Source organism: Nitrobacter sp. NHB1 (assembly GCF_036964665.1).
Classification (GTDB): Bacteria; Pseudomonadota; Alphaproteobacteria; order Rhizobiales; family Xanthobacteraceae; genus Nitrobacter.
In genome coordinates this window covers 947,628-971,824 of sequence record NZ_JBAMDA010000001.1, presented here as the reverse complement: position 1 = coordinate 971,824, position 24,197 = coordinate 947,628, and the positions used below count along the sequence as shown (strand labels likewise).

Genomic DNA, 24,197 nt, shown 5'->3' with positions numbered 1-24,197 from the left:
AATGTACGTCGTTGCAGATCATATCGATGAAGCCTCGCCCGCCGAGTATCTCAACACTTCCCCCGCATTGCCAATGGGCGACTTGGCGTGGCAGCGGATTGAAGGCTGGATCAGGTACCGCTACACGCCCCGCACGGTCATTTGGTTCGTCAACGGCTCCGGCTATTTCGAGCCGAACCGGTTGCCCTACAGCATCACGGCGACTGAGGTGTGGTCAAACCGGGCGAAAGAGTGGGAATCGGCAACGCTCGATCCCAGCCCGCGCGGTGGATTTTATCTGCCATGCACAGGACCATGGCGCATTACCGCAACCGTCGGCGGCGGAAGCCCTGCGCCTGTTGTGCCGCCGCTTGTTCTCGAAGCCTGGAAGCGGCTCGCGACGTATTTCGCTGCGGCACCTGGCACGCCTGGCGCGACGTCGGAATCCATTTCCGCAGGATCAATCAGCATTGCGACCCGACGCTCCGAAAGCTGGGTGTCGCAAGCAATGGTCAATTCCGGCGCTGCCGATCTTTTGAGGACATTCCGATGAAATTTCTTGATCTCTTTCGACGTGGCGCACCCGCAGTTGAAAAGCGTAGTAGCGGCGCTGGGTACACCGCGGAAGTGATGCAGGCTCGCTGGGCTTACGTTCAGGGCCGCACCGGTTTGGCAGAACTCACAGGCACTGTGTCGAGTTGCGTGTCGCTCTGGCAGAACGGTTTCGCGCTCGCAGCCGTCGATGGCACTGACATGCTCGATCGACGCACCATGGCAATGCTTGGGCGGTCGCTGGCATTGCGCGGCGAATTCGTGGCTCTGATCGACGGCGACGAATTGGTGCCGGCGTCGGATTGGGACGTGTCAACATATCAGAGCAAGCCTAAAGCGTACCGTTTGAGCGTCCCCGAATCCGGTGGCGGTCGCAGCATGACCGCACTCGCTGGCGAAGTTCTTCACGTTCGGATCAACGCCGACAATGCGGCGCCATGGTCGGGCGTCAGTCCGCTGCGCACCGCATCGCTAAGCGCTGGTCTCTTGCACGCGGTCGAGACAGCTTTGAGCGAGGTTTTCCAGAACGCACCGCTCGGCTCGCAAGTCGTGCCGATGCCTGAGAACCCGGAGCAAGACAACACGGCACTGGCGAACAGCTTTATCGGCAAAAGGGGGCGGATCCTTGTTAGAGAGTCGGTCGCGGTGACGGCGGCCGGCGGGCCAACGCCTATGCAGGACTGGTCGCCGAATGATCTTTCGCCCGATCTCGAAAAGAGCATGACCAAGGAGACGCTGGACGCGGCGCGGGATTCAATCCTCGCCGCCTTCGGTGTTCTGCCCGGCCTGTTCAACAGCGCCACCACGGGGCCGATGGTGCGCGAATGCCAGCGGCATCTTGCCCAATGGGCGCTTCAGCCCTTGGCGGAATTGCTCGCCGAGGAAGCCAGCGAAAAGCTTGGCGGTGCGGTGACGATCGACACCATGGGGCCGACACAGGCATTCGATAGCGGCGGTTCGGCGCGAGCGTTCGCTACCCTGGTCCAGGGCTTGGCTATGGCAAAGGAAAGCGGCGTCGACGCAAAGGGCGCGCTGGCAATGCTCGATTGGGAGGCAAAGTGATGGCAACCGGCGTTGTGAAGTTTTTTCTCGATTCCAAGGGCTACGGATTTATTGGTCCGGATGACGGCAGTCAGGATATTTTCCTGCATGTGCATGGGTTGGCGGACAAGCTTCGCTATCCATCTCCGCAGGACCGCGTGGAATATGACGTCGGTCGCGGCCCTGACGGGCGGCTGCGCGCGAACAACGTCGCGATAATCAATTAGAGTTCGGCCCGTGGACTCCTACGCGGGTTGATGGCAGCCGGCGATGCTGGCGAGAGCGGCTCGGATCGATGGTCCGGGCTTTTTCTTTGTGTAGTACTACTACGCGTCCGTAGTTTGTCAACGGAATAGCACAATTATAACAACAACTTAGTCGGCGTCAAGATATCGACGTCGCGGGCTGAATAAGCCATGTTCGTCTGCGGCCATGGGGCCGTCGAAAGGAAAACACATGACAACGCAGATTGAAGAAGCCGATCCCCAATTCACCGCGCGCGTTCTGATGAGCCTAGTGGTCGATGTCGCCGCGCTGGCTGAGAACGTTGAGCGGATGAAAGTGCAAATCCACGCGATGGCGAAAGAGAACGGCGTCTATATTCCCGATGATGAGGGTGACGACGTGGATTAAATCCGGAAGTGCGAAATAGCCCTTACAAAACAACGGCTATTGACGGACACCCCTTCCGCCACAATCACAATAGATATATTCCCTCGTTACAGGGAGCTTGTTGGCCTCCAAGTTCAGCCAGACATGACCAAGGCTCTGGACGGCTGGCGTCGTCGCCAGGAGGATCTACCAAGTGACCGGAGACGACTTGTAGGCTGGTCGGGATTGCCTTAAGTCGAAACAGAAATATAGATTGCGCCTTCCGATCCGTGCCTTAGAGTTGTCGGAAGGTTGAGGGCGATCAGGGCAGCTTGTAGAGATTGGAATTCAGAAAGGCGAGATGATGACAGAAGGACTGCGCGCGAACCAAGCAACGATCGAGGCATTAAAGAACATTATGCAGGGACTTCACGTCGCAATGGACGCCGTTCTCAAAGACAAGGACGAAAAGCTGGCCGAGGAGACCTTGCAAAAGTTAGATGAGCGTCTTGGCACCCTTATTACCAAACTGACCACCGAGCCGCGCTAACTATTAAATCCCACCAACGCTTCCTCCCATTCGGGGGCACCGTAAAGCGACAGCTCTTCCGCTCCCCTGTCCGCCCTCACTTCCCACCTCTTCCGCCATCTCGGTATGCATCACGCGTTTAACACGATTTCCCCCACGCCGCTTGCCGTCCAAGAGGCCCATCAGTTGAGTATAGCTGGTTGCTGCTGCTGGTCGTCGGCGACGGAACCTGTGCGCCTTGGCCTACGGACAAGCCCTACCGCGATGCGCCGCAGCCCTCGTCGGGCGTACCTCGTGGTCTCAAGTTTATTTGCCTCCTCCATCTTCCGGCCGAGGCTGCGAACTCCGATATTGCTCTTTTCGCCTTCCGCGATCTAGAGTTGCACCATCAGGGACGGCGCCGGTCGCTTTTACGATAGGCGATCGTTCTGTTCCGCTGTTTGAGGCACGACAACACCATGCCCCTGGTCATGTTTGGCGCAATCGTTGGCTGCGGCCTGCTCTTTTATGCAAGCTATCGCTACGTGCGATCTCATCCGTCGACGCGCAAAGAGGAAGAGGCGCCGAAAGAGATCGCGAAAGACGATTGAGCAGCCGCGCAATAGAGAATTCGGCTGAAGCATCATTCGCGCTTTTTGACTACGCGAAACGCGGCGATCTCGGGGGCGAAAGCTTCCTCCCTGTTAAAGAAATTCCAATGGAATCGGCTTTAACAGGCTGGTAAATCTATGTTTTGAGGAATGGTAAACGGAGGACATTCACTTCCATCGCCAGGCGGTGCTTGGCGATGCGCGAGTTGACCGTCCGCATTCCACGAGCTTCACGGTCCTGCCCAACAGCGCCCCCGGAAAGACAAAAAACCGCCATTTGCGTCTGGATACATGTCCAGATGTGCATGGGGACGGACGCGCCAACAACTTGCGGACGCGTGCGCCGCGTCGCCTCCATTCTCAATAGGGGGATAGCGGGTGAGTGAAGGCGATCCGACCGACGACACCCTCGAGGCGATTGCGGGCCTCGTCGACACGCCGGAAACTTCCGAGGAACGAAACGACACCGGGGGCGCCCCTGAGTCGGAGGCGACAGACCGGCCCAGGGTTTGCCCGACCGAGGAAATACCGGCGGCGACTTCGGTCGTGCCCGATCCCGCTTCCGATTCTCCTTCCGATTTCGTCGAAACCGACAGCTACACCAAGTATGGGCCCGGCCCGCTCGCCGCCGTCCGGTTCAAGTGGACCACGCGCCGCGATGACAGCGGCGACTATTTCGTTGATGAAACGATCGGAGAAAGTTCGCACCCGCTTGTCAGCGGTCCCATGACAAAAGAAGCCGCGATCAAGTTTGTCGACGACCGCGAGCATGACGCCTGCCAGCGGTTTGAAGCGCTGCGAAGCGAGATGGCCGGTGGCGAAGTCGGCCCGCGCGACGACGAGTAGCCCGCCCCGGCCCCACACCGAACTGACGGGAGAACGCTCCTTCGAGCCGGCGGCTGTTTGCTCTCGCGTCGAGAGGGCCACCCGTCACGGATTGAACCCGGGCGACCCGTCACGACTTTTGATTTGGTCAGCCGCCGACTTGACCGCCGTATTGCTCGTCGGTGACGTGTTCCATCCAGGTGACGGCGCTTCCGTCGAGGGATTCGTGCACCGCGATGTGGGTCATAGCGGTGGTCGGCGCCGCGCCGTGCCAGTGCTTTTCTCCCGGCGGAAACCATACCGTGTCACCGGGGTGTATCTCTCGGATCGGCCCACCCTCGGTTTGGACCAGCCCGACGCCGGAAACCACGTATAGCGTCTGGCCGAGCGGATGGGTGTGCCATGCGGTGCGTGCGCCGGGCTCGAACGCGACGCTCGCGGCCATGACGCGTGAGGGCGCATTCGCAGCGGCGATGATCGGCTCGACCAAAACCGTGCCGGAAAAATACTCCTTGGGCCCAGTTTTTGCCGGCCGCGAACCTGCTTGATGGATATCCATGGGTGACCTCCTGTGGCGCTTGCCATCAATAATTCATTTGCACGTATTATTGCTGCAAATCCATCTATCGCCAAGACAATGCTGACGGCTGGAATCCCCGCTGACGAACTTATCGATCGGTCATGACCGCAACTTTGTCTCCGCCCCGCCTTCTGCCAAGCGGCGATGCCGCCATCACGGTGGAATTCGGCCGCGTCATCGACGAGCAGGCCAACCGTCGCGTGCTTGCGCTCGACCGCGCACTTGCGGACGCGCCGATTGACGGCGTCACCGAAACCGTGCCGACCTACCGATCGCTGCTCGTTCACTACGATCCGGTCCGGGTTGGTTTCGATGAACTCGGCGAACGCCTGACGGCACTCGCTCGATTGCCGGCGCCGCCGGCGACCGCGACCCGGCGCTGGCGCATCCCCGTCGCCTATGGTGGCGAGCATGGCATCGATCTCGAAAATGTCGCCAGGACGTTGAACCTGACGCCGGACGATATCGTCGCGCGTCATGTCGCTGGTGATTATCGCGTCGCCATGATCGGATTTACGCCGGGCTGGTCCTATCTCAGCGGCCTCGACGATTCACTTCGAATGCCGCGACGCGCGAGCCCGCGCCTGCTCACACCCGCCGGCGCAATCCCGATCGGCGGTCTCCAGACTGGTATCCAGTGCCTCGCCGGACCCAGCGGCTGGCACCTGCTCGGCCGGACCGCCGTGCGCACCTACCAGCTTCACCGCGATCCTGTTTTCCTGCTCGAACCGGGAGATGCCGTCACGTTCCATGCGGTCGACGACAAGCAGTTCCTCGAACAAGATCGCGCCGCCGCGCGCGGGGAGTTCGTCGCGGAACTAGTGACCTCATGAGCAAGCTTGTCGTCACCGCTGTCGGACCCGCGACGTCGGTTCAGGACGGCGGGCGCTACGGCGTGCAGCGCTATGGCCTGACGCCGAGCGGCGCGGTGGATCGCCTCGCACTGGCGGCCGCCAATTGCCTGGTCGGCAATCCGCCCTTTGCCGCTGCGATCGAAGTCGGGCCGTTCGGCGCCGCTTTCGTCGCCCGCGAGGGCAAGGTACGCGTTGCGCTCGCGGGCGCCGTGCGGAACGTCGAAGTCGCAGGCCGCCCGGTGTCGCTCAACGAATCCTGCACGCTCGATGACGGCGAAAGCCTGACGCTCGGCTTCGCACGCGGCGGGATCTTCAGCTACCTCGCCATCGAGGGTGGCGTGAAAGGCGAGCCGATGTTCGGCAGCCTCGCCGTCAATGCACGCGCCGGCCTCGGCGGTCCGTTTCCGCGGCCGTTGCAGGCCGATGACGCCCTCGATGTCGATGCAGCAAAGGCCGCGACCGAGCGACGGATCGACCTTCCGGCGGTATCCGACGGCCCGATCCGCGTCGTGATGGGGCCGCAGGACGACGAATTCGGCGACGCAAAGGATCTGTTCCTCCGCAGCGAGTGGAAAATCTCGTCGGCAAGCGACCGCATGGGCTATCGCCTTGAAGGTCCGACCATCAAGCATCTGCACGGCCATAACATCGTCTCCGACGGCACCGTGAACGGCAGCATTCAGGTTCCCGGCGACGGACAGCCGATCGTGCTGATGCCGGATCGCGGCACCAGCGGCGGCTATCCGAAAATCGCGACAGTGATCACCGTCGACCTCGGCCGCTTCGCGCAAATCCCCGCCGGCCGTGGCTTCCGCTTTGAGGCCGTCACCATGACTGATGCCCAGGCCGAGGCGCGCGCGATGGCGGAGTTGTTGCGAACCCTCCCCGACCGCATCAGCGACGTGCGCAATTTCGACATCAGCGACGCGTTGCAGAACGCCAATATCGCCGGTTCTGCGGTGAATGCATTCGACAATGGAACGTGACAAGCTTGGCCGCCTTCGGAGCCATAGCAACCGCTCTCCGCATTGGAGCAAAAAACGACATGACGATCGACCTCAACTGCGATCTCGGCGAAAGCTTTGGTGTCTGGTCGATGGGCAACGATGCCGCGATGATCGATCTCGCGACCTCCGTCAACATCGCCTGCGGCTTCCACGCCGGCGATGCCGACACCATGAAGAAGACGGTCGATCTCGCCAAAGCGCGCGGCGTCAGCATCGGCGCGCATCCCGGCTATCGCGATCTGCACGGGTTCGGCCGGCGTCCGGTCGTGGGCCTTTCATCGTCGGAGATTGAAAACCTCGTCGCCTACCAGATCGGCGCATTGCAGGCGATCGCCACCATGGCCGGTCACAAGGTCACGCATGTGAAGGCGCACGGCGCGCTTTCCAACATCGCCTGCGACGACGACATGACCGCGCGCGCGATTGCCTCGGCAATCAAGGCGGTCGATCCCGATCTGGTCTTTGTTGTACTCGCGAACTCACGCCTCGTTGCCGCGGGTGAAGCCTTCGGCCTGTCGATGGTGCATGAAGTATTCGCCGACCGTGCCTATGAAGACGACGGATCGCTGGTGTCGCGTCGCAAGTCCGGCGCGGTGCTGCACGATGCGGACGCCATCGCCCGGCGCGTGGTGAAAATGGTTCAGTCCGGAGAAGTCGTCTCGATCACCGGCAAGACAATCAAGATGCGGATGGATACCGTTTGCATCCACGGCGACACGCCCGGCGCGGTCGAAATCGCACGCGTGCTGCGCAAGACGCTCAAGGACAACGGCATCGCTGTTGCGCCGTTCAAGACAACGAAATAATCCGTTCCGATCAGAACGGATGGATTGATAGCGAACCGAATACCACGGCGGCGATCAGGGCGAGCGAGCCGTACAGCGCAAACGTCTGGACACGCAACACCGTGCGCTCTGTCAGGCGGGTGCCAGCGTTCAGTCGGGTTTCGTCGGATCGTTGGTACATCTTCGGTCTCCGGCTCAACACGCTCCACAATGAACGATGCTTCCCGCCGGCGGCAAGATCGGTAAGGAAAATAAGCGATGAGATTCTTCAAAAGACCGGATATTCGGACGGAAATTCTCCGCAAGCATGTTTGCGAAAAATTCTGTTCGCGGGCATCTCGATCAATGCCGGCTGGAATCTGGTCCCAACTGCGTTGGATCGGACTCCAGCCTTATTCTTTTGATTGAGCATGATCTTATCCGAAAACCGGATTCCACTTTTCGGGATCATGCTCCAGGCTCTATGGCTTGAGAATCGCGGCTCCGGTCGTCAAGCGGCCTTCCAGGTCGGTCTGCGCCTTCGCCGCATCCTTCAAGGCGTAGGCATGGTTGATCGGAACGTGCAGCTCTCCATTGATGACGGCGGCGAACAGTGTATCGGCGCCTTCAAGCAGCTCCCTGCGCGTCGCCACATAGTCGTTCAGCTTCGGCCGCGTCGCGAACAGCGAACCGTGATTGTTAAGTTCAGTCAGCGCGAACGGAGGCACCGGACCGGAAGCGTTGCCGAAGCTGACGAACAGGCCGCGCGGCCGCAGGCAGGACAACGAGCCCGGAAACGTGGTCTTGCCGACGCCGTCATAGACCACGTCGCACAACTCGTCGCGGCTGATCTGTTTGACGCGCGCGACGAAGTCCTCCTCCTTGTAAAGGATGACATGATCGCAGCCATTGGCCAGTGCGAGATCCGCCTTGGCCTTCGATCCGACGGTGCCGATGACGTTCGCGCCAAGCGCCTTCGCCCACTGACAGGCGAGAAGCCCAATTCCGCCGGCCGCGGCATGGATCAGCACGCGATGGCCCTGCCCGACCTTGAAGGTCTTGTGCAGGAGATACCACACCGTCAATCCCTTCAGCATCAGCACAGCACCCTGCTCGTAGGTGATGTGGTCCGGCAACTTGACCAGCTTGTCGGCCGGAGCGTTGCGCTCGGTCGCGTAAGCGCCGAGATTGGCATAGTAAGCGACGCGGTCGCCGGGATGGAAATCGGTGACGCCCGGCCCGACGGCAACGACTTCGCCGGCGGCCTCGTTACCGACGACAAACGGCATAGTCGGCGCCTTGTAGAGGCCGGTGCGATAATAGACGTCGATGAAATTCAGGCCGACGGCATGTTGCTTGATGCGGACCTCGCCCTGCCCCGGCGCGGGCAGGTCCACGGCCTCATAGACGAGCGCCTCGGGACCGCCTACCTGATGAACGCGCACTGCCCTGGTCATCTGTCCTCTCCCTGCCAACTGCGCTTCGGAGAGCGAAAAGCATTGAGCCTATGTTGTCAACTCAACGCTGGAGTGCCTCCATAAATCAGCGGGCCGCCCTGTTGCGATTGCGGTTGCGCCTGGCGAGCACGTTGAACAGTTCTACCGCCGCCGAGAACGCCATCGCAAAGTAGATATAGGCGCGCGGGATGTGGAAATGGAATCCGTCAGCGACGAGCGCGACCCCGATCAGAACCAGAAACGTCAGCGCCAGCATCTTGGTGGTTGGATGCTCGGCGACGAACCGCGCCACCGGTCCCGACGACACATACATGATGAAACATGCGATGACGACGGCGGCGATCATGATCTCGAGATCCTTGGCCATGCCGATCGCGGTGATGATGGAGTCCAGCGAGAATACCATGTCGATGACGATGATCTGGACAATGATCCAGAAAAATGTACTCGATCTCGATGCCCCGTTCTCCTCGGAGTCGCGCGCTTCCACTTCGCCGTGAATCTCGTGCGTTGCCTTGGCGATCAGGAACAAGCCGCCGCCGATCAAGATGATATCGCGCCAGGAGAACTCAAAGCCCTTCACCGCAAACACGGGCGCGGTCAGACCGATCAGCCAGACCAGAATGCTCAGCAGGAGAATGCGGAAGATCAGCGCCAACGCCAGGCCGATCTGACGTGCCCGCTTCGCCTGCGGCGGCGGGATTCGCGACACGATCACCGACAAAAAGATGACGTTGTCGATTCCCAGAACGATCTCGAGCACCGTCAGCGTCAACAGCGCGGCCCATGCTTCCGGACTGGTCAGCAGTTCGATCATCGGTTCTCTCGCCGCATGACACGGATCACGGCATCGCCGCAAATGACGTAGAGCGCAATAGCGCAAAGCATGGCGGTGACCGGCATCGCCACATTGAAATTCTCTACGACGGTCATGATCGCCAGCACGGCCCATACTGCGATCAGCGACAGATTAAGACCGCGCAGCCGCTTCACCCGTATCGGATGCAGCACGTTGATGGGCACGAAGGTCAGTGCAATAAGCGCGGCGATGCCGAGCGTCGATATCGCCGCCGACGGACGCAGCAGGAACAGGTAGAACGCAGCCGCGTTCCAGAGCGCCGGAAAGCCGCGAAAGTGATTGTCCGCCGTCTTCATCCGGCGGTCGGCAAAATAGAGCGCACCGCTGATCACGATGCCCACACCCAGCAAGGGCGCGGCGACCGGCAGCAGCAGGCCGCTCGCGGTAATGGCATAGGCAGGAACGAAGACGTAGGTCACGAAGTCGACCACCAGGTCCAGCACCTCGCCCGACCAGTTCGGCTGCGCCGCTTCGACGTTCAGTCGCCGTGCGATCGGCCCGTCCAGGCCATCGATCACGAGTGCGAGACCAAGCCAGACGAACATGGCCGCCCAATGCTCCCGCACGGCTTCAAGCAGTGCAAGCAGCGCAATGCCGGCGCCCGTCGCCGTCAAAACATGGACAAAGAACGCGGCAACGCGCGACGCTCTCGGTCCGGGTAGCGGGTCCTGCCGGCTTGACTGGCTCATTTGCCATCTTGCTATCAGGAATCGTGCCGGTTTGCATAACGGTCCTTGCGGCGTTCCGCCGCGCGAACGACCGGGAACAGACCGGTCATCGCCGAACAATGTTGGCCTGCGGGCTTGAAAATGCCGTTGCGAATGTTGATTGTCTGCACATGAACGAGAGTGCGAAGCCGGATGCCATTTACGACGTCGCGGTGGTCGGCGGCGGCCCTGCCGGACTGGCGGCGGCGATCGCGCTGTCCGATGCAGGCGCACGCACGGCGCTGATCGCTCGTCGCGTCCCCTACAGCGATAACCGGACGACGGCGCTGCTCGGCGGCTCCGTCGATCTGCTGCGGCAGCTTGACGTATGGACCCGCTGCGAGGCCGATGCCGCGGCTCTCCGCGGCATGCGGCTCGTCGACGATACCGGACGTCTTATCCGGGCGCCGGAGGTGCGGTTCTCGTCCGACGAGATCGGACTCGATGCGTTCGGCTACAACATCGAAAACCGCGCGCTGATGGCCGCCATGGAAGCGCGGACCGCGGAAGCCGGACGCCTCACGCGGATCGACGGCGAGGCGGAGGGCGTGGTGCCCGACGATGCCGCAGTCACCATCACGACGCGGCAGGGCGAGACCTTGACCGCCCGTCTCGCCGTCGGCGCCGACGGACGGCAGTCGCTCTGCCGCAAGGCAGCCGGCATCGGCGTCACGCGTCGCACCCTCGATCAGGCTGCATTGACCTTCAACGTTACTCATGCCCGGCCGCACAAGAATATCTCGACCGAATTTCACACGCCGCATGGTCCCTGCGTTTTCGTACCGTTGCCGGGAAATCGCTCCAGCGTCGTATGGGTCGCCTCGCCGAAGGAGGCCGAGCGGCTCAAGGCGCTCAGCGACGACGACCTGGCCGAAGCCGCCGAACGGCAATCGCATTCGATCCTGGGACGGCTTCATGTCGGGCCGGGGCGGAATCTGTTTCCGCTCGGGATCGAACGACCCGCGCGCTTCGCAAACAACCGCATTGTGCTGGTTGGCGAAGCCGCCCATGTTCTGCCGCCGATCGGCGCGCAGGGTTTGAACATGGGTCTGCGTGATGCTGCTGACATCGCAGACGTTGTCCGCCGCGCTCTATCGTCCGGCGAGGACCCCGGCTCACCCCGGGCTCTCGCACGTTTCGATACGGCGCGGCGCAGCGACGTGCTGAGCCGGACGTTGGCAATCGACATGGCCAACCGGTCGCTGCTGAGCGATTTCCTGCCGACCCAGACCGCACGCGCGCTCGGTCTGCACCTGATCGGCAAGATCGGCCCGCTCCGACGCCTTGCCATGCGCGAGGGTCTCGCGCCGTCGTGGCGGCAACGTTCATACAGCGAAACGCGATCCGGCCGGTCTTGAACGGCCGCGTCGGTCGCCCGCGACGGTGGTTTTCGGGGTTCGCCAGCCATGCGCGAGGCGCAGCCGTTCAACGAACCCGGGAACCCGATTCGTTAGTTTTGCCTCTAGCTTCGGCCGTAATCCTGGTCTATTCGACGAGGCATGGCAAAAGCGCGTACCGCCAGGTTTCAGATCGGCCAGATCGTTCGCCACCGGATTTTTTCGTTTCGGGGCGTGATTTTCGATATCGATCCGATTTTCAACAACACGGAAGAATGGTGGCTCTCGATCCCGGAGAATGTCCGGCCGCATAAGGACCAGCCATTCTACCATCTGCTTGCCGAGAACGCGGATTCCGAATACGTGGCTTACGTGTCCGAGCAGAACCTTCTGCCCGACGACTCCGGCGAGCCGATCCGGCATTCGCAGGTGACGGAGATTTTCGTCAAGGATAAATCCGGCGGCTATCGCCCCCGCAATCCATCGCTGAACTGAGGCGGTCTTTCGACCGTTACTCGCCAACAAAAAAGACGCTTCGCAAGGGTCGCCTTTTCCGTTTGCCTTCTCGAGGAGGGTTGGAACGGGATGGGTTCAGTCGGGATCGACGTCATTGCGAGGAGGCCGAGGGCGACGCGTAGCGTCGTCCCGACGCCGACAAAGCAATCCAGTCCTTTCCGTGTGGTCTCTGGATTGCTTCGCTCAGCGCAAAATTGGCGAGAGCCAATTTTGTCGCGAGCTCGCAATGACGGCAGAGCCGACCGAACCTAACTTGATTCCCGCTTTATTGCTTGGCGGCGGGTGCTGTGCCCGCATTCTGCTGGGTGGCCTCGAGCTTTGCGCGCGCTTCGGCGGCCCGCTTTTGCAGCTCTTCCTGCAGTTTCTTCTGGGTTTCCTCGAACACCTTCGGATCGGTCGGCGGGCCGTCATAAGCCTTGGCGAATTCAGCCAGCGGAAGCGGCAGCGTCAGCGGCGCACCGTTGGAATTGATCGCCTGAACGATCAGGTTCTTACCTTTCTTGAGGTTTGCAAGCATCTCCGGCGTCAGTTCGTAATCTGACATGCAGCCGTTGGCGAAGCAGATCACGTAAGGGCTCTGCTGCGGCGGATTGTTGTCGATGATGATGCGCGTTCCGTGAACAAGCTGCATGCCGAGCGGCAGCGTTACGCGGAGGATTTTCTTCGGCTCGCCTTCCGGCTCGATGATGACCGCTGCGATCACAGGCTGGCCGGATTCGATCCGTCCGTCCTTGCCGGTGAAGCAGACCTGCTTGGCCTTCGCGTCCTGCCCCTTCAGGCAGAACTTGGTCCAGGGCGCGTAGATCAGTTGCACCTGCTGGTCGGCCGGTGCTGCCGCAGGCGCCTGCGCAGCATTCGAGGGCGCGGCTTTCTTGCCCTTGGATGCCGCGGCGGGCGGGTGTTGGGCGAAAGCGTCCGACATAATAAATGGAGCAGCCACGAGCGTCACCGCGGCAAACAGGGCAACGGCCCGTCCGCGCGGCAGAGCCGACGCGGCCAAGAGACGAAAGTTCATTGCGGAAAACCCTTTCTGAACACTAGGATTCGAACCCCGTGACGCAGGCACCGGCACCACACCATTTGGCGGCTGTCTCTTAGTGAAATGGGGCGGTTACGTGACGGTCCGCACTATCATGGTCAATTGCCCGCTTTCAATACAGCGGCGGGTAAAAAGATCAATGGCAACAGATGTTTTTGATGCCCATTCAGGACCGTGCCGCGACGGTTGTGATAAAATTCCAACGTGCGCAAGGCCGAATCAAAACGGACCCCGAGTTTGCGATCGATGCCGCGCTACCGTATCCGGATAGGAGCGTGTCTGGGCCTCGTGGTCGGGCTGCTCGCTGCGGGATCCGAAGGGACTTTGGCGAGTCCGAGCTATGCTATCGCAATGCACGGCAAACCGGCCTTGCCGGCCGATTTCAGCCAGATGCCCTATGCCAATCCGGACGCGCCCAAGGGTGGCCGGCTGGTTCAAAGCGTTCCGGGCAGCTTCGACAGCCTCAATCCCTTCATCGTTAAAGGCGTTGCCCTCCAGCAAATACGGGGGTTCGTGGTCGAGAGCCTGATGGCCCGAGGCAACGATGAACCCTTCACGCTCTACGGCCTCCTGGCGGACAGCATTGAGACCGACGATGCCCGAACCCATGCCACCTTCCACCTCAACTCGCTGGCGCGTTTTTCCGACGGGCAACCCGTCCGTGCCGAAGACGTGCTGTTCTCCTGGCAGCTCCTGCGGGACAAAGGCCGCCCCAATCATCGCCAGTATTATTCGAAGGTCGCAAAGGCCGAGGCGCTCGATGAACGTACGGTGCGTTTCGATTTCGGCGGAGCCAGAGATCGCGAACTGCCGCTGATTCTCGGCCTGATGCCGATTTTGCCGAAACACGCGATCGACGTCGCGACTTTCGAGCAGACCTCGATGACCGCGCCGTTGGGTTCCGGGCCGTATCGCGTCACCGCGGTAAAGCCTGGAGCCAGCGTCACGCTGACGCGCAATCCGGATTATTGGGGGCGTGACCTGCCGGTCAATCGTGGCCTGTGGAATTTCGACGAGATCAGGTTCGACTTCTATCGCGAAGCCAACAGTCAGTTCGAAGCCTTCAAGCGCGGACTGTACGATTTTCGCGTCGAGACAGAACCGCTGCGCTGGCACGACGGGTACAATTTTCCGGCCGCCCGCAACGGTCAACTCGTTCGCGAAGCCATCAAGATCGGCACGCCGGCGCCATCGGAATTCCTGGTGTTCAATACGCGACGCCCGATCTTTTCCGATGTCCGTGTCCGGGAAGCACTGACGCTGCTGTTCGACTTCGAGTGGATCAACCGGAATTATTTTTTCGGGCTCTACAGCCGCGCCGGCGGCTTCTTCGCGGGATCGGAGTTGTCCGCTTACGCACGTCCCGCCGACGAACGGGAACGGTCGTTGCTGAAGCCGTTTGCGTCGGCCGTGCGGCACGACATTCTCGATGGCAGCTACCGTCTGCCGATGACAGACGGTTCAGGCCGCGACCGCAAGGCCTTGCGCGCCGCCCTCGCACTTTTGTCGCAAGCCGGTTACGAGCTTGACGGGACGGTCTTGCGTCACCGTTCGACGAGGGCGCCCCTCGCCTTCGAAATTCTGGTGACGACGCGCGATCAGGAACGAATCGCGCTTACCTATGCGCGCGATCTCAAACGGGCCGGCATCGAGGTGTCGGTGCGTTCGGTCGATGCCGTGCAGTTCGACCAGCGGCGGCTGAGCTTCGATTTCGACATGATCCAGAACCGCTGGGATCAATCGCTGTCGCCGGGCAATGAGCAGTCGTTCTACTGGGGCAGCGAGGCAGCCGACACCCCCGGAACTCGAAATTACATGGGCGCGAAGAACCCGGCGATCGATGCCATGATCGCGGCCATGCTCGAGGCCCGGGAGCGTCCGGTTTTCGTGGATGCGGTACGCGCGCTCGACCGGGTCCTGATGTCCGGCTTCTACGCAATTCCGGTCTACAACGTTCGAGAGCAATGGATTGCGCGCTGGAATCGGATAGAACGACCGGCAGCGACCGCGTTGACCGGATACCTCCCCGAAACATGGTGGCAAAGGCCGCCGAAGCCGAGCCAGTGACGCCGTGCTCCAGAACAACACATCGCCCACGCTGGATGAACTATTCGGCCGCATCCTCGCCCGGCAGCCGGATCAACTGGCGCTGATCGATCCGCCCGACAAATTGCGGGTGACCGGACAGCCGCCGCGGCGCCTGACCTTTGCGCAGGCCGACCGGTCCGTTTCAGCTTTGGCGACCCATTTTATCGAAGCCGGCTTGCCGGCCAATTCGGTGATCGCGGTTCAACTGCCCAATACCGTCGAGCTGGTGCTGACAGTGCTTGCCGCCTATCGCGCCGGCCTGATCGTCGCGTTGTTGCCTCAGCTTTGGCGGCAGGCCGAATTGACCGTCGCGATCAACCGTACCGGCGCGCGCGCGATCGTCGCCATGGGCCGCATCGACGGCGTCGATCATGCCGATCTCGCGATGAACGCGGCCGCCGAAGCCTTCTCCATCCGCCATGTCTGCGGCTTCGGCAGCGACTTGCCGGAAGGCATGGTTCCGCTGGATATTGCCACGAGCGACTTGATGGCCGCCGGCTCGCGGCTCGCGGTCCAGGATTCGCGCCGCCCCGCGCTGGTGACGTTCGAGGCGTCGGGCTCGGGTTTCCGCGCCGTGCCGCGAACTCATGTCAACCTGATCGCCGCCGGGCTTGCCATCTTCCTCGAGAGCGGACTGCCCCAGGGAGGAACGATTCTCTCTGCCCTCGCGCCGTCGTCGTTCGCCGGACTGACTTCGTCGTTCGTGATGTGGCTGCTCAGCGGCGGCACGCTGGCGATGCATCATCCCTTCGACGAGACCATCATGATGCGGCAGATCGAGGCCGAACATTGCGATACGCTGGTCGCGCCGGCCCAATTGGCCTTGCGGATGGCCGAAGCCGACCTTCTGTCATCCGTGCCGAGCCTTCATCACGTCGTCGGTCTCTGGCGGGCCCCGGAGCAGGTTACGTCGAGTGCGCTCTGGCCTGAAAACGGGATCCGGATGACGGATGTCTACCTGTTCGGCGAAGCCGGTCTTTTCGGTGCCCGGCGCGCGGACGACGGGTCGCCTGCTCCGGTGATGCCCGGTCCTTATCGGGCGCCGCCCGAGGTTCCCGCATTATCGACGGCGGGCGAGATCGTTTTGACTCCCAAGGGAACGCTTGGGCTGCGGGGGCCGATGGTTCCGGTCGCGGCTTACGCCACATCGGAGCAGCCTTCCGATGCCTTCGCCATGCTTTCCCAGCCGGATTATGTCGATACCGGGTATGCTGCGCGGATCGATCGCGCCACGGGTGCCATCGCCATCACGGCTCCGCCGGCCGGCGTCATGGCCGTCGGCGGCTACCGGTTTCTTGCGCAGGATCTTCAGGAATGGGCACGGCGGCTCGGGCAGAACGCGATGCTGACGGCGCTTCCCAACCGCCTCAGCGGCCATCGCCTCGCCGGGCGAGCCAGCGACAATGCGCGCGCTCGCGAAGCACTTACGGAACTTGGACTTAACCCATTGATGGTGGAAGCTTTTCGTGATCGGTCGGCAACTGGCTGATCGAATCTGGCGTCATTCATTGACGCCGCATTAAGGGCGGTAAATTAGGATCGGGCGTTTTGCGTATCCGAGTTCCTCGAAATGTCCCAGCAAGGCCCGATCGTCGTTGTCGCAGCCCGAGAGCGCCAACGGTCGGTCACGTTCCTATCCCGCCTGAACATATTTCCCGTCGTCGATATCGATTGGTCGGAGGCACCGAAGGCGGTCGAGCGGCTTCATCCCGCCGCCGTGTTTGTCGCCACGACAGAAGGAGCGGGCGCAGCATTCGATAGGCTTGCGAGCCAGGTCGCTGCAATGCAGCCCTACGTTCCGCTGATCGTCGCCGATCCCATTATGCCATGCCCGGGCAACGCACTTCCGTATTCATCCTCGAACGGCAGTTTCGATCGACTCGGCGCGCGTCTCAAGGCGGCGTTGCGCGTACGGGCGCTGCACACGACCGTGCTTCGGCGGCTTGCGAGCAATCCAGCCGCGCCGATACGCGAACCGGACAACGATCCGATCCATGACGCGGCCGTTCTCCTGATCGGGCGCGGCGCCGCCTATCCGACGCTATCGGTTGCTTTTGGCGAACGGCTCGGTGTCGTCGGCGCGCTCAGCATCGAGGCGGCGGCGAAGCACCTCAACGCGCGCGACCTGGACGGCATCGTTATAAGCGAAGGGTTCACCCCGCGTGTGGTTGACGCGCTTCTGACCGTGCTGGCGGAAGACACGCGCTTTCGTAATCTGCCGATCGCCGTCACGACCGGCAGTCTGGTGGCGACCTATGATCTTCCCAATCTCGAAGTGATGTCGGGCGAGCCCGCCCATATCGCAAGCACATTCCTGCCCCTGGTCCGGCAACACGCATTCGAGGCGCGTCTCGATCGTACGCTGAAATCCCTCGATGCGGGCGGGTTGCTGGATCCGCGAACCGGCCTTCTGACTACAGATGCCTTCCACCGCGAACTCGCCACGGCAATCGATCAGACCCAATCCCATGGCGGAAGGCTCTCCGTTGCGCGGTTTTCGCTCAGCCAGAAGCAGGAGCGTCCGCTATTCGATGCGGCGCGCATTCTCAGTCGGCTGATGCGGCGAATGGATTTCGGCGCGCTCGAAAACGACGGGTCGATCATTGTGGTTTTCGCCGACGCCGATCTGCGCAATGCCCACATGATCGCGCGGCGACTTGCGAGCGTGATGAAGCATACGGCGCACAGCAACAAACGAGCACTGCGGGTCGATCCCCATGTCGCCTTGACGGTGTCCCGGCCCGACGATTCCGCAAAATCGCTTCTCGCCCGATTGAATGACGAGGCGTGCCGCGCGGCATCGTAACCGCGTCACGCCGCCTTGCGATCTTCCGCGAGATTGGCGAGCTGGCGCATGACTTCGGTGGTTCCCGTCAGGCGTTCCTCCGGCGTTTCCCAGTTCTGGAAGAACACGACCTTCATGTCTGGACGGACCTTTGCCGCCTGTCCATGCTGGCGAATGAAATAGACCAACCGATCAGGTTGCGCGAACTTATTATCGCGGAAGGAAATCACCGCGCCCTTCGGCCCAGCATCTACCTTCTCGACATTGGCGCGGCGGCAATAGGCCTTGATGGCGGCGACCTTGAAAAGGTAACGGACTTCATCCGGCAGCGGACCGAAGCGGTCGCGCAACTCCGCGCCGAAATTTTCGATTTCGTCATCGGTGTCGAGGTCGGCAAGCCGGCGATACAGCGACAGCCGCACCGCGAGATCCGCGACGAAATCGTCCGGAATCAAAACTGGCATTCCAACGGTGATCTGCGGCGACCACTGATCAGCGGCCGGCTCCGCAACACCGGCCTTCAGATTCAGGATCGCCTCCTCCAGCATCGACTGATAAAGTTCGAAGCCGACTTCCTTGATGTGGCCCGACTGCTCCTCGCCGAGCAGATTGCCGGCGCCGCGAATGTCGAGATCGTGCGACGCAAGCTGGAAGCCGGCGCCCAGCGTTTCCAGCGATTGCAACACCTTCAGCCGGCGCTCGGCCTGCGCCGTGATCTTGTGGGTCGACGGCAGCGTGAACAGCGCGTAGGCGCGCAGCTTCGACCGGCCGACCCGGCCGCGCAACTGATAAAGCTGCGCCAGACCGAACATGTCCGCGCGGTGCACGATCAGGGTATTGGCGGACGGGATGTCGAGACCCGACTCCACGATGGTGGTCGAGAGCAGGACATCGTACTTGCCGTCGTAGAAGGCCGACATGATGTCCTCGATCACCGTCGGCGCCATCTGCCCGTGGGCGACGGCGACCTTCATCTCCGGCACATGCTTGTCGAGGAAATCCTTGACCTCGGCGAGATCATCGATGCGCGGCACCACATAGAACGCCTGGCCGCCGCGATAGCGTTCGCGCAGCAACGCCTCGCGGATCATCAAGGGGTCGTGCGGTGCCACAAAGGTACGGACGGCGAGTCGATCGACTGGCGGCGAGGCAATGATCGAAAGATCGCGCACACCGGTTAGCGCCAGTTGCAGCGTGCGCGGGATCGGAGTCGCGCTCAGCGTCAGAACGTGCACCTGCGCCCGCAACTGCTTCAGCCGCTCCTTGTGGCTGACGCCGAAGTGCTGCTCTTCGTCAACCACGAGAAGCCCGAGGTCTCTGAACTTGATGGATTTGCCAAGCAGCGCATGGGTTCCCACGACGATATCGACGGAGCCGTCGGAAATCCCCTTCTTGACCTGAGCCAGCTCCTTCGGCGACACCAGCCGCGACGCCTGCGCGACGTTGACCGGAAAACCGCGGAACCGCTCGGTGAATGTCTTGGCATGTTGGCGCGCCAGCAATGTCGTCGGCACCACGACCGCGACCTGTTTCCCGTCCAGTGCGACGGCAAAGGCCGCCCGCAACGCCACCTCGGTCTTGCCGAAACCGACATCGCCGCAGATCAGCCGATCCATCGGCCGCCCGCTCTCAAGATCCTTCAGCGACGCATGGATCGCGCCGAGCTGATCTTCAGTTTCCTCATAGGGGAAGCGCGCGCAAAATTCGTCGTAGAGGCCGGACTGTATCGGCATCTTCGGCGCTTCGTGCAAATGCCGCGCCGCGGCAATCTTGATCAGTTCGCCCGCGATCTCGCGAATGCGGTTCTTCAGTTTGGCCTTGCGGGCCTGCCACCCACTGCCGCCGAGGCGATCGAGCTCGACGTTGGCGTGATCGGAGCCGTAGCGCGACAGCAGTTCAATATTTTCAACGGGCAGGAACAGTTTTGTTTCGTTCGCATAGCGCAGCTCCAGACAATCGTGCGGCGCACCGCCTACCTCGAGCGTCTGCAAACCGGTGAAACGCCCTATGCCGTGCTCGACGTGCACGACGAGATCGCCAGCCGCGAGGCTGGTCGCTTCCGAGATGAAGTTTTCAAGCTTACGGCTGGCCTTGCGTGGCCGCACCAGACGGTCACCGAGAATGTCCTGTTCGCTGATGATCGCGACAGTCTCGGTCTCGAAACCCGATTCCATGCCGACGACCGCCAGCATCACTTCATTGCGCGGGGTGGCCTGCACCGTGCGCCAAGTGTTGACGCTGGTCAGATTGAGCAGCTTGTGATCCCTGAGCATACTCGCCATGCGGTCGCGCGAGCCCTCGCTCCACAACGCGACGGCGACTTTCTTCCGCGCGGCCTGCAAGGCCTGCACATGGGACACGACGGACGCGAAAACGTTGACGGCGGCATCTGCCCGTTCGGGTGCGAAATTCCGCCCCTGCCGCGCGCCGGCATCGACGACATTGACGGCCTCGTCAGGCACCGCGAAAGGCGTCAGTCGAACCAATGCTGCTTCATTAATGCGCTTCGTCCATTCATCCGGCGTCAGATAAAGCCGGTCGGTCGGAAGCGGCTTGTAGACAGCGCCGCCGCCGGGGTGCTCAAGGGCCTCGCGCCGCGCTTCGTAGTAATCGACGATCTGCTTGAAACGCTCGTTCGCTGCGTCTTCCCCCTGCGGTTCGATGGCGATGGGCGCGCCGTCGAGATAATCGAACAGCGTATCCATGCGCTCGTGAAACAACGGTAGCCAGTGCTCCATGCCCGGATGCCGCCGCCCTTCGCTGACGGCCTCGTACAACAGGTCATCGCGTCCGGGCGCACCAAAAGCGGCGACATATCCCATCCGGAAACGCCGGATGGTTTCGGTGACGAACTGGAATTCGGAGATCGGGACCAGATCGAGCGAACGCACGTCGAACAGCGTGCGCTGGGTTTCGGCGTCAAACGACCGGATCGACTCCAGCGAGTCGCCGAAGAAATCGAACCGCACAGGCTGGTCGAGACTGGACGGAAACAGATCGATGATGCCGCCGCGCACGGCGTATTCGCCGGGTTCGCGGACCGTCGAGGAGCGATTGTAGCCGTTATGCTCGAGCCATGCGACGATCGAGTCCATCGGCACCACGTGGCCGGGCGCGACCGACAGGGCTTGAGACGCGACGATCGCGCGCGCGGGCACCCGTTGCAGCATGGCGTTGACCGTCGTGAGTACGATCAAAGGCGCCTCGCTGCCGGTCAGACGAGACAATCGCGCCAGCGTCGTGAGCCGCTGGGCCAGGATGCCGCCGTGCGGCGAGACCCGGTCATAGGGCTGACAGTCCCACGCCGGAAGCTGCATCACCGAAATATCAGGCGCGAAGAACTCAAGCGCGCGCGCCAGTTGCTGCATCCGTGGACCATCCCGACAGACCACAGCGAGGCTGACGGCCGAAGCCTGCCGCCCCGCTTTGGCCTTGATGGCCCGCGCGAGGTCCGAGACGACGAGCCCTTCGGCGCCTTCCGCGACGTTCGCGAGCGTCAGCGGACGGCCGGGCGACAGCGATTCCGCCGGTGATCGTACTGTCGCCATCACGCGCCCTGCCCTGACGGCCGGAACGACTTGATACGATCGAACAGCGCCGTCCTGTATTCGGGGACAAGCGGAGCGCCGCCGCTCAGCGCGGCATAAAGGTCCGGGTCCGGAACCTCGATCAGACTTTCGAGATCGATCAATTCCGCATCGGTCAGCGAACCGATTTCGGCGTCGGCGAACCGGCCGAGGATCAGGTCCACCTCGCGCATCCCGCGATGCCAGCAGCGAAACAGCAGCCGTTTGCGGCGGTCATCCAGGCCGTCGCTCGATCGTGTCGATCCCGTCATCCGTCAATCCCATCCGAACGCCAAAAGCCCGGACGAGCCGGGCCGGCACCATATAGCCTTCGCAATCGGGGATGTCAGCACCTGTTCGCGCATTGCATAATCCGGAAATTGCATTCAAGGCTTGCAACCGGTCCATCTCACTTTCGTTGAAACGCTTGATGCGCCCTGCACTGCTCAATCCTCTCTTTGCATCGGTGACCAGCCTGTCCGGCGTCGGCCCGAAGCAGGACAGGCTGTTCCGGTATCTGCTCGGGCGCGATGAAACCCCACGGCTGATCGATCTGCTGTTTCACCTGCCTGCAAGCGTCATCGATCGCAGGGCGCGGCCGAAAATCCGCGACGCCATTCCCGGCACCGTCGTGACGCTTGAGGTGACCATCGACCGGCATCGCCCTGCGCCGACCGGACGCTCGCGCGCGCCGCATCTGGTCTATGCCAGCGACGAGACCGGGGACGTCGTGCTGACCTACTTTCGCGCCCAGCCGGGCTACGTCGAAAAGCTGCTTCCCGTCGGAGCCAGGCGCTATGTGTCCGGCACCGCGCAGATGTTCGACGGCACCTTGCAGATCGTGCACCCCGACCGGGTGGTCGATGAGGCCGGGCTGGCGAAGCTCTCAGGCATCGATCCCGTCTATCCCCTCACCGAGGGCCTGGCGCTGGGCTCCTTGCGGCGCGCGATCGCGGGCGCCTTGCAAAAGCTCCCCGTATTGCCCGAATGGATCGGTCCGGACATTTTGCGCCGGTGCAGCTTCCCGTCGCTGGAGGAAGCACTCCGTCGCGTTCACGTCCCGCTGGAATTGACCGATATTCTACCGGAAGGTCGGTTCTGGTCGCGCCTTGCCTTCGATGAGTTGCTTGCCGGACAACTCGCGCTGGCACTGGTGCGCGCGCAGCTTCGCCGGCCGGCCGGAAGCCGACACGCCGGCGATGGGCACCTGCGCAACAAGATCATCGACGCGCTTCCCTACGCCCTGACCGCATCGCAACAGCAAGCGGCCGCCGCGATCAGCGACGACTTGCGGCAGCCGGTGCGGATGTTGCGGCTGCTTCAGGGCGATGTCGGCTCGGGCAAGACGGTCGTCGCGCTGCTCGCCGCCGCCGCCGTGACTGAGGCCGGCAAGCAGACCGCTTTGATGGCGCCGACCGAAATCCTTGCCCGCCAGCATATCAAGACCATCGCGCCGCTGGCCGAACAGGCCGGCCTGCGCGTTGCGATCCTGACCGGCCGCGAGAAAGGCAAGGAACGGCGCGAGATCACGGCGCGCCTCGCCGATGGCGACATCGACCTGCTCGTCGGCACCCACGCATTGATCCAGGACGATGTGGCGTTCAAGGCGCTGGCGCTTGCGGTGGTGGACGAACAGCACCGTTTCGGCGTGCGCGAGCGTCTCGCATTGACGGCCAAGGGAGAGGCCGTGGATGTGCTGGTGCTGAGCGCAACACCGATCCCGCGCACGCTGGTTCTCACCTATTTCGGCGACATGGACGTATCCGAGTTGCGCGAAAAGCCCGCCGGCCGGCAGCCGATCGATACCCGCGCCGTCACCGCTAGCCGCTTGAACGAGGTGATCGACGCGGTCGGCCGCGCCGTGAAGGCCGGCAAGCTGGTTTACTGGATCTGTCCGCTGGTCGAGGAATCCGACACCGTCGACCTGACCGATGCGGAGCAGCGCTTCGACAGCCTCAAGGCGCGCTTCGGCGACAAGGTCGGCCTTGTTCACGGCAAGATGCGAGGCTCCGAGAAAGATCGCGTGATGGCGCAATTCGCTGCGGCCGACATCAATCTGCTGGTGGCGACCACCGTTGTCGAGGTCGGCGTTGACGTGCCGGCGGCGACCGTCATGGTCATCGAGAACGCGGAACGCTTTGGCCTCGCGCAACTGCATCAATTGCGGGGTCGGATCGGCCGCGGCTCGGAGCCCTCGACCTGCCTGCTGCTATACCGCGAGCCGCTGGGCGAGATGTCCGCCGCCCGGCTGCGGGTGATCCGGGAGACCACGGATGGCTTCCGTATCGCCGAAGAAGATCTGAAACTGCGCGGCGAAGGCGACGTGCTCGGGACCCGTCAAAGCGGCCTGCCCGGCTATCGCATTGCTCGCTCAGATGTTCACGCTCAACTCATCACGCAAGCCCGCGACGAAGCCTTGCGTATCATGAAGCAGAACCCGAAGCTCACGGGCGCACACGGCGAAGCCCTGCGACGCCTGCTGCATCTGTTTGAGCGCGACGAGGCCCTGCCTCTGATCGGTGCGGGCTGAA

24 protein-coding genes are annotated in these 24,197 nt (G+C 62.3%); 16 read left to right on the top strand and 8 right to left on the bottom strand.

Going from position 1 to position 24,197, the window contains the following annotated elements:
* Position 1: 1 nt before the first annotated feature.
* The 7 genes from V4R08_RS04585 to V4R08_RS04555 all read left to right on the top strand — a co-directional run bounded on the left by V4R08_RS04585 (position 2) and on the right by V4R08_RS04555 (position 4,128).
* A complete protein-coding gene (locus V4R08_RS04585) occupies positions 2-532 on the top strand; it encodes a hypothetical protein (RefSeq protein WP_335578254.1) in 531 nt (176 codons plus the stop codon).
* Positions 529-1,593: a phage portal protein gene (locus tag V4R08_RS04580; RefSeq protein ID WP_335578253.1), complete on the top strand. Its 1,065-nt coding sequence runs from the start codon at positions 529-531 to the stop codon at positions 1,591-1,593. The genes V4R08_RS04585 and V4R08_RS04580 overlap by 4 nt, the downstream gene beginning before the upstream one ends.
* A complete protein-coding gene (locus V4R08_RS04575) occupies positions 1,593-1,799 on the top strand; it encodes a cold-shock protein (RefSeq protein ID WP_335578252.1) in 207 nt (68 codons plus the stop codon). The genes V4R08_RS04580 and V4R08_RS04575 overlap by 1 nt, the downstream gene beginning before the upstream one ends.
* Before the next feature lie 229 nt (positions 1,800-2,028).
* Positions 2,029-2,205, top strand: a complete 177-nt coding sequence (locus tag V4R08_RS04570; RefSeq protein ID WP_335578251.1) for a hypothetical protein — start codon at positions 2,029-2,031, stop codon at positions 2,203-2,205.
* 322 nt (positions 2,206-2,527) lie between these two features.
* Entirely contained in the window at positions 2,528-2,713 is a 186-nt protein-coding gene (locus V4R08_RS04565) for a hypothetical protein (RefSeq protein WP_335578250.1), read from the top strand.
* Positions 2,714-3,150: 437 nt separating this feature from the next.
* Complete coding sequence (locus V4R08_RS04560) at positions 3,151-3,282, top strand: hypothetical protein (RefSeq protein WP_335578249.1); 132 nt, start codon at positions 3,151-3,153, stop codon at positions 3,280-3,282.
* Positions 3,283-3,660: 378 nt separating this feature from the next.
* On the top strand, positions 3,661-4,128 hold the full coding sequence (locus V4R08_RS04555) for a hypothetical protein (RefSeq protein WP_335578248.1): 468 nt from the start codon (positions 3,661-3,663) through the stop codon (positions 4,126-4,128).
* Positions 4,129-4,255: 127 nt separating this feature from the next.
* Here V4R08_RS04555 and V4R08_RS04550 read toward each other — a convergent pair whose 3' ends face one another.
* Positions 4,256-4,666, bottom strand: a complete 411-nt coding sequence (locus tag V4R08_RS04550) for a (R)-mandelonitrile lyase (protein ID WP_335578247.1) — start codon at positions 4,664-4,666, stop codon at positions 4,256-4,258.
* 122 nt (positions 4,667-4,788) lie between these two features.
* Here V4R08_RS04550 and pxpB point away from each other — a divergent pair, with 122 nt between their 5' ends.
* Genes pxpB through V4R08_RS04535 form a run of 3 tightly spaced genes read left to right on the top strand, consistent with a single transcriptional unit; the run spans position 4,789 to position 7,354 of the window.
* Positions 4,789-5,520 carry a 5-oxoprolinase subunit PxpB gene (gene pxpB / locus V4R08_RS04545; protein WP_335578246.1) on the top strand — a complete coding sequence of 244 codons (732 nt, stop codon included), beginning with the start codon at positions 4,789-4,791 and terminating at the stop codon, positions 5,518-5,520.
* Positions 5,517-6,527 carry a 5-oxoprolinase subunit C family protein gene (locus tag V4R08_RS04540; RefSeq protein ID WP_335578245.1) on the top strand — a complete coding sequence of 337 codons (1,011 nt, stop codon included), beginning with the start codon at positions 5,517-5,519 and terminating at the stop codon, positions 6,525-6,527. Before pxpB ends, V4R08_RS04540 begins: the two co-directional genes overlap by 4 nt.
* 59 nt (positions 6,528-6,586) lie before the next feature.
* Positions 6,587-7,354 (top strand): LamB/YcsF family protein, encoded by a 768-nt coding sequence (locus V4R08_RS04535; RefSeq protein WP_335578244.1) that lies wholly within the window; start codon positions 6,587-6,589, stop codon positions 7,352-7,354.
* Between the two features lie 10 nt (positions 7,355-7,364).
* Here V4R08_RS04535 and V4R08_RS04530 read toward each other — a convergent pair whose 3' ends face one another.
* The 4 genes from V4R08_RS04530 to pcsA all read right to left on the bottom strand — a co-directional run bounded on the left by V4R08_RS04530 (position 7,365) and on the right by pcsA (position 10,317).
* Positions 7,365-7,514 carry a hypothetical protein gene (locus V4R08_RS04530; RefSeq protein WP_335578243.1) on the bottom strand — a complete coding sequence of 50 codons (150 nt, stop codon included), beginning with the start codon at positions 7,512-7,514 and terminating at the stop codon, positions 7,365-7,367.
* A 280-nt stretch (positions 7,515-7,794) separates the two neighbouring features.
* Entirely contained in the window at positions 7,795-8,769 is a 975-nt protein-coding gene (locus tag V4R08_RS04525) for a quinone oxidoreductase family protein (RefSeq protein WP_335578242.1), read from the bottom strand.
* Between the two features lie 85 nt (positions 8,770-8,854).
* Positions 8,855-9,586, bottom strand: coding sequence for a TerC family protein (locus V4R08_RS04520; protein ID WP_335578241.1), 732 nt, complete (start codon positions 9,584-9,586; stop codon positions 8,855-8,857).
* Positions 9,583-10,317, bottom strand: coding sequence for a phosphatidylcholine synthase (gene pcsA, locus V4R08_RS04515; RefSeq protein ID WP_335578240.1), 735 nt, complete (start codon positions 10,315-10,317; stop codon positions 9,583-9,585). The genes V4R08_RS04520 and pcsA overlap by 4 nt, the downstream gene beginning before the upstream one ends.
* Before the next feature lie 149 nt (positions 10,318-10,466).
* On the opposite strand from pcsA, the gene V4R08_RS04510 reads away from it, so the two are divergent.
* Positions 10,467-11,693, top strand: a complete 1,227-nt coding sequence (locus tag V4R08_RS04510) for a UbiH/UbiF family hydroxylase (protein ID WP_335578239.1) — start codon at positions 10,467-10,469, stop codon at positions 11,691-11,693.
* 141 nt (positions 11,694-11,834) lie between these two features.
* Positions 11,835-12,167 (top strand): heat shock protein HspQ, encoded by a 333-nt coding sequence (gene hspQ, locus V4R08_RS04505; RefSeq protein ID WP_335578238.1) that lies wholly within the window; start codon positions 11,835-11,837, stop codon positions 12,165-12,167.
* A gap of 286 nt (positions 12,168-12,453) precedes the next feature.
* Here the strand turns inward: hspQ and V4R08_RS04500 are convergent, their stop codons facing one another.
* Entirely contained in the window at positions 12,454-13,203 is a 750-nt protein-coding gene (locus V4R08_RS04500; protein WP_335578237.1) for an invasion associated locus B family protein, read from the bottom strand.
* 375 nt (positions 13,204-13,578) lie between these two features.
* On the opposite strand from V4R08_RS04500, the gene V4R08_RS04495 reads away from it, so the two are divergent.
* From V4R08_RS04495 to V4R08_RS04485, 3 genes are all read left to right on the top strand, one after another.
* Complete coding sequence (locus tag V4R08_RS04495) at positions 13,579-15,294, top strand: extracellular solute-binding protein (RefSeq protein WP_335580180.1); 1,716 nt, start codon at positions 13,579-13,581, stop codon at positions 15,292-15,294.
* A 4-nt stretch (positions 15,295-15,298) separates the two neighbouring features.
* Positions 15,299-16,804, top strand: coding sequence for an AMP-binding protein (locus tag V4R08_RS04490; RefSeq protein WP_335578236.1), 1,506 nt, complete (start codon positions 15,299-15,301; stop codon positions 16,802-16,804).
* Between the two features lie 81 nt (positions 16,805-16,885).
* Positions 16,886-18,121 (top strand): GGDEF domain-containing protein, encoded by a 1,236-nt coding sequence (locus tag V4R08_RS04485; RefSeq protein WP_335578235.1) that lies wholly within the window; start codon positions 16,886-16,888, stop codon positions 18,119-18,121.
* A 5-nt stretch (positions 18,122-18,126) separates the two neighbouring features.
* Here V4R08_RS04485 and mfd read toward each other — a convergent pair whose 3' ends face one another.
* On the bottom strand, positions 18,127-21,648 hold the full coding sequence (gene mfd, locus V4R08_RS04480; protein WP_442935627.1) for a transcription-repair coupling factor: 3,522 nt from the start codon (positions 21,646-21,648) through the stop codon (positions 18,127-18,129).
* Positions 21,648-21,938 (bottom strand): FAD assembly factor SdhE, encoded by a 291-nt coding sequence (locus V4R08_RS04475; RefSeq protein ID WP_335578233.1) that lies wholly within the window; start codon positions 21,936-21,938, stop codon positions 21,648-21,650. The genes mfd and V4R08_RS04475 overlap by 1 nt, the downstream gene beginning before the upstream one ends.
* Before the next feature lie 158 nt (positions 21,939-22,096).
* Between V4R08_RS04475 and recG the strand changes: the two genes are divergently transcribed.
* Positions 22,097-24,196 carry an ATP-dependent DNA helicase RecG gene (gene recG, locus V4R08_RS04470; protein WP_335578232.1) on the top strand — a complete coding sequence of 700 codons (2,100 nt, stop codon included), beginning with the start codon at positions 22,097-22,099 and terminating at the stop codon, positions 24,194-24,196.
* Position 24,197: the final 1 nt, after the last annotated feature.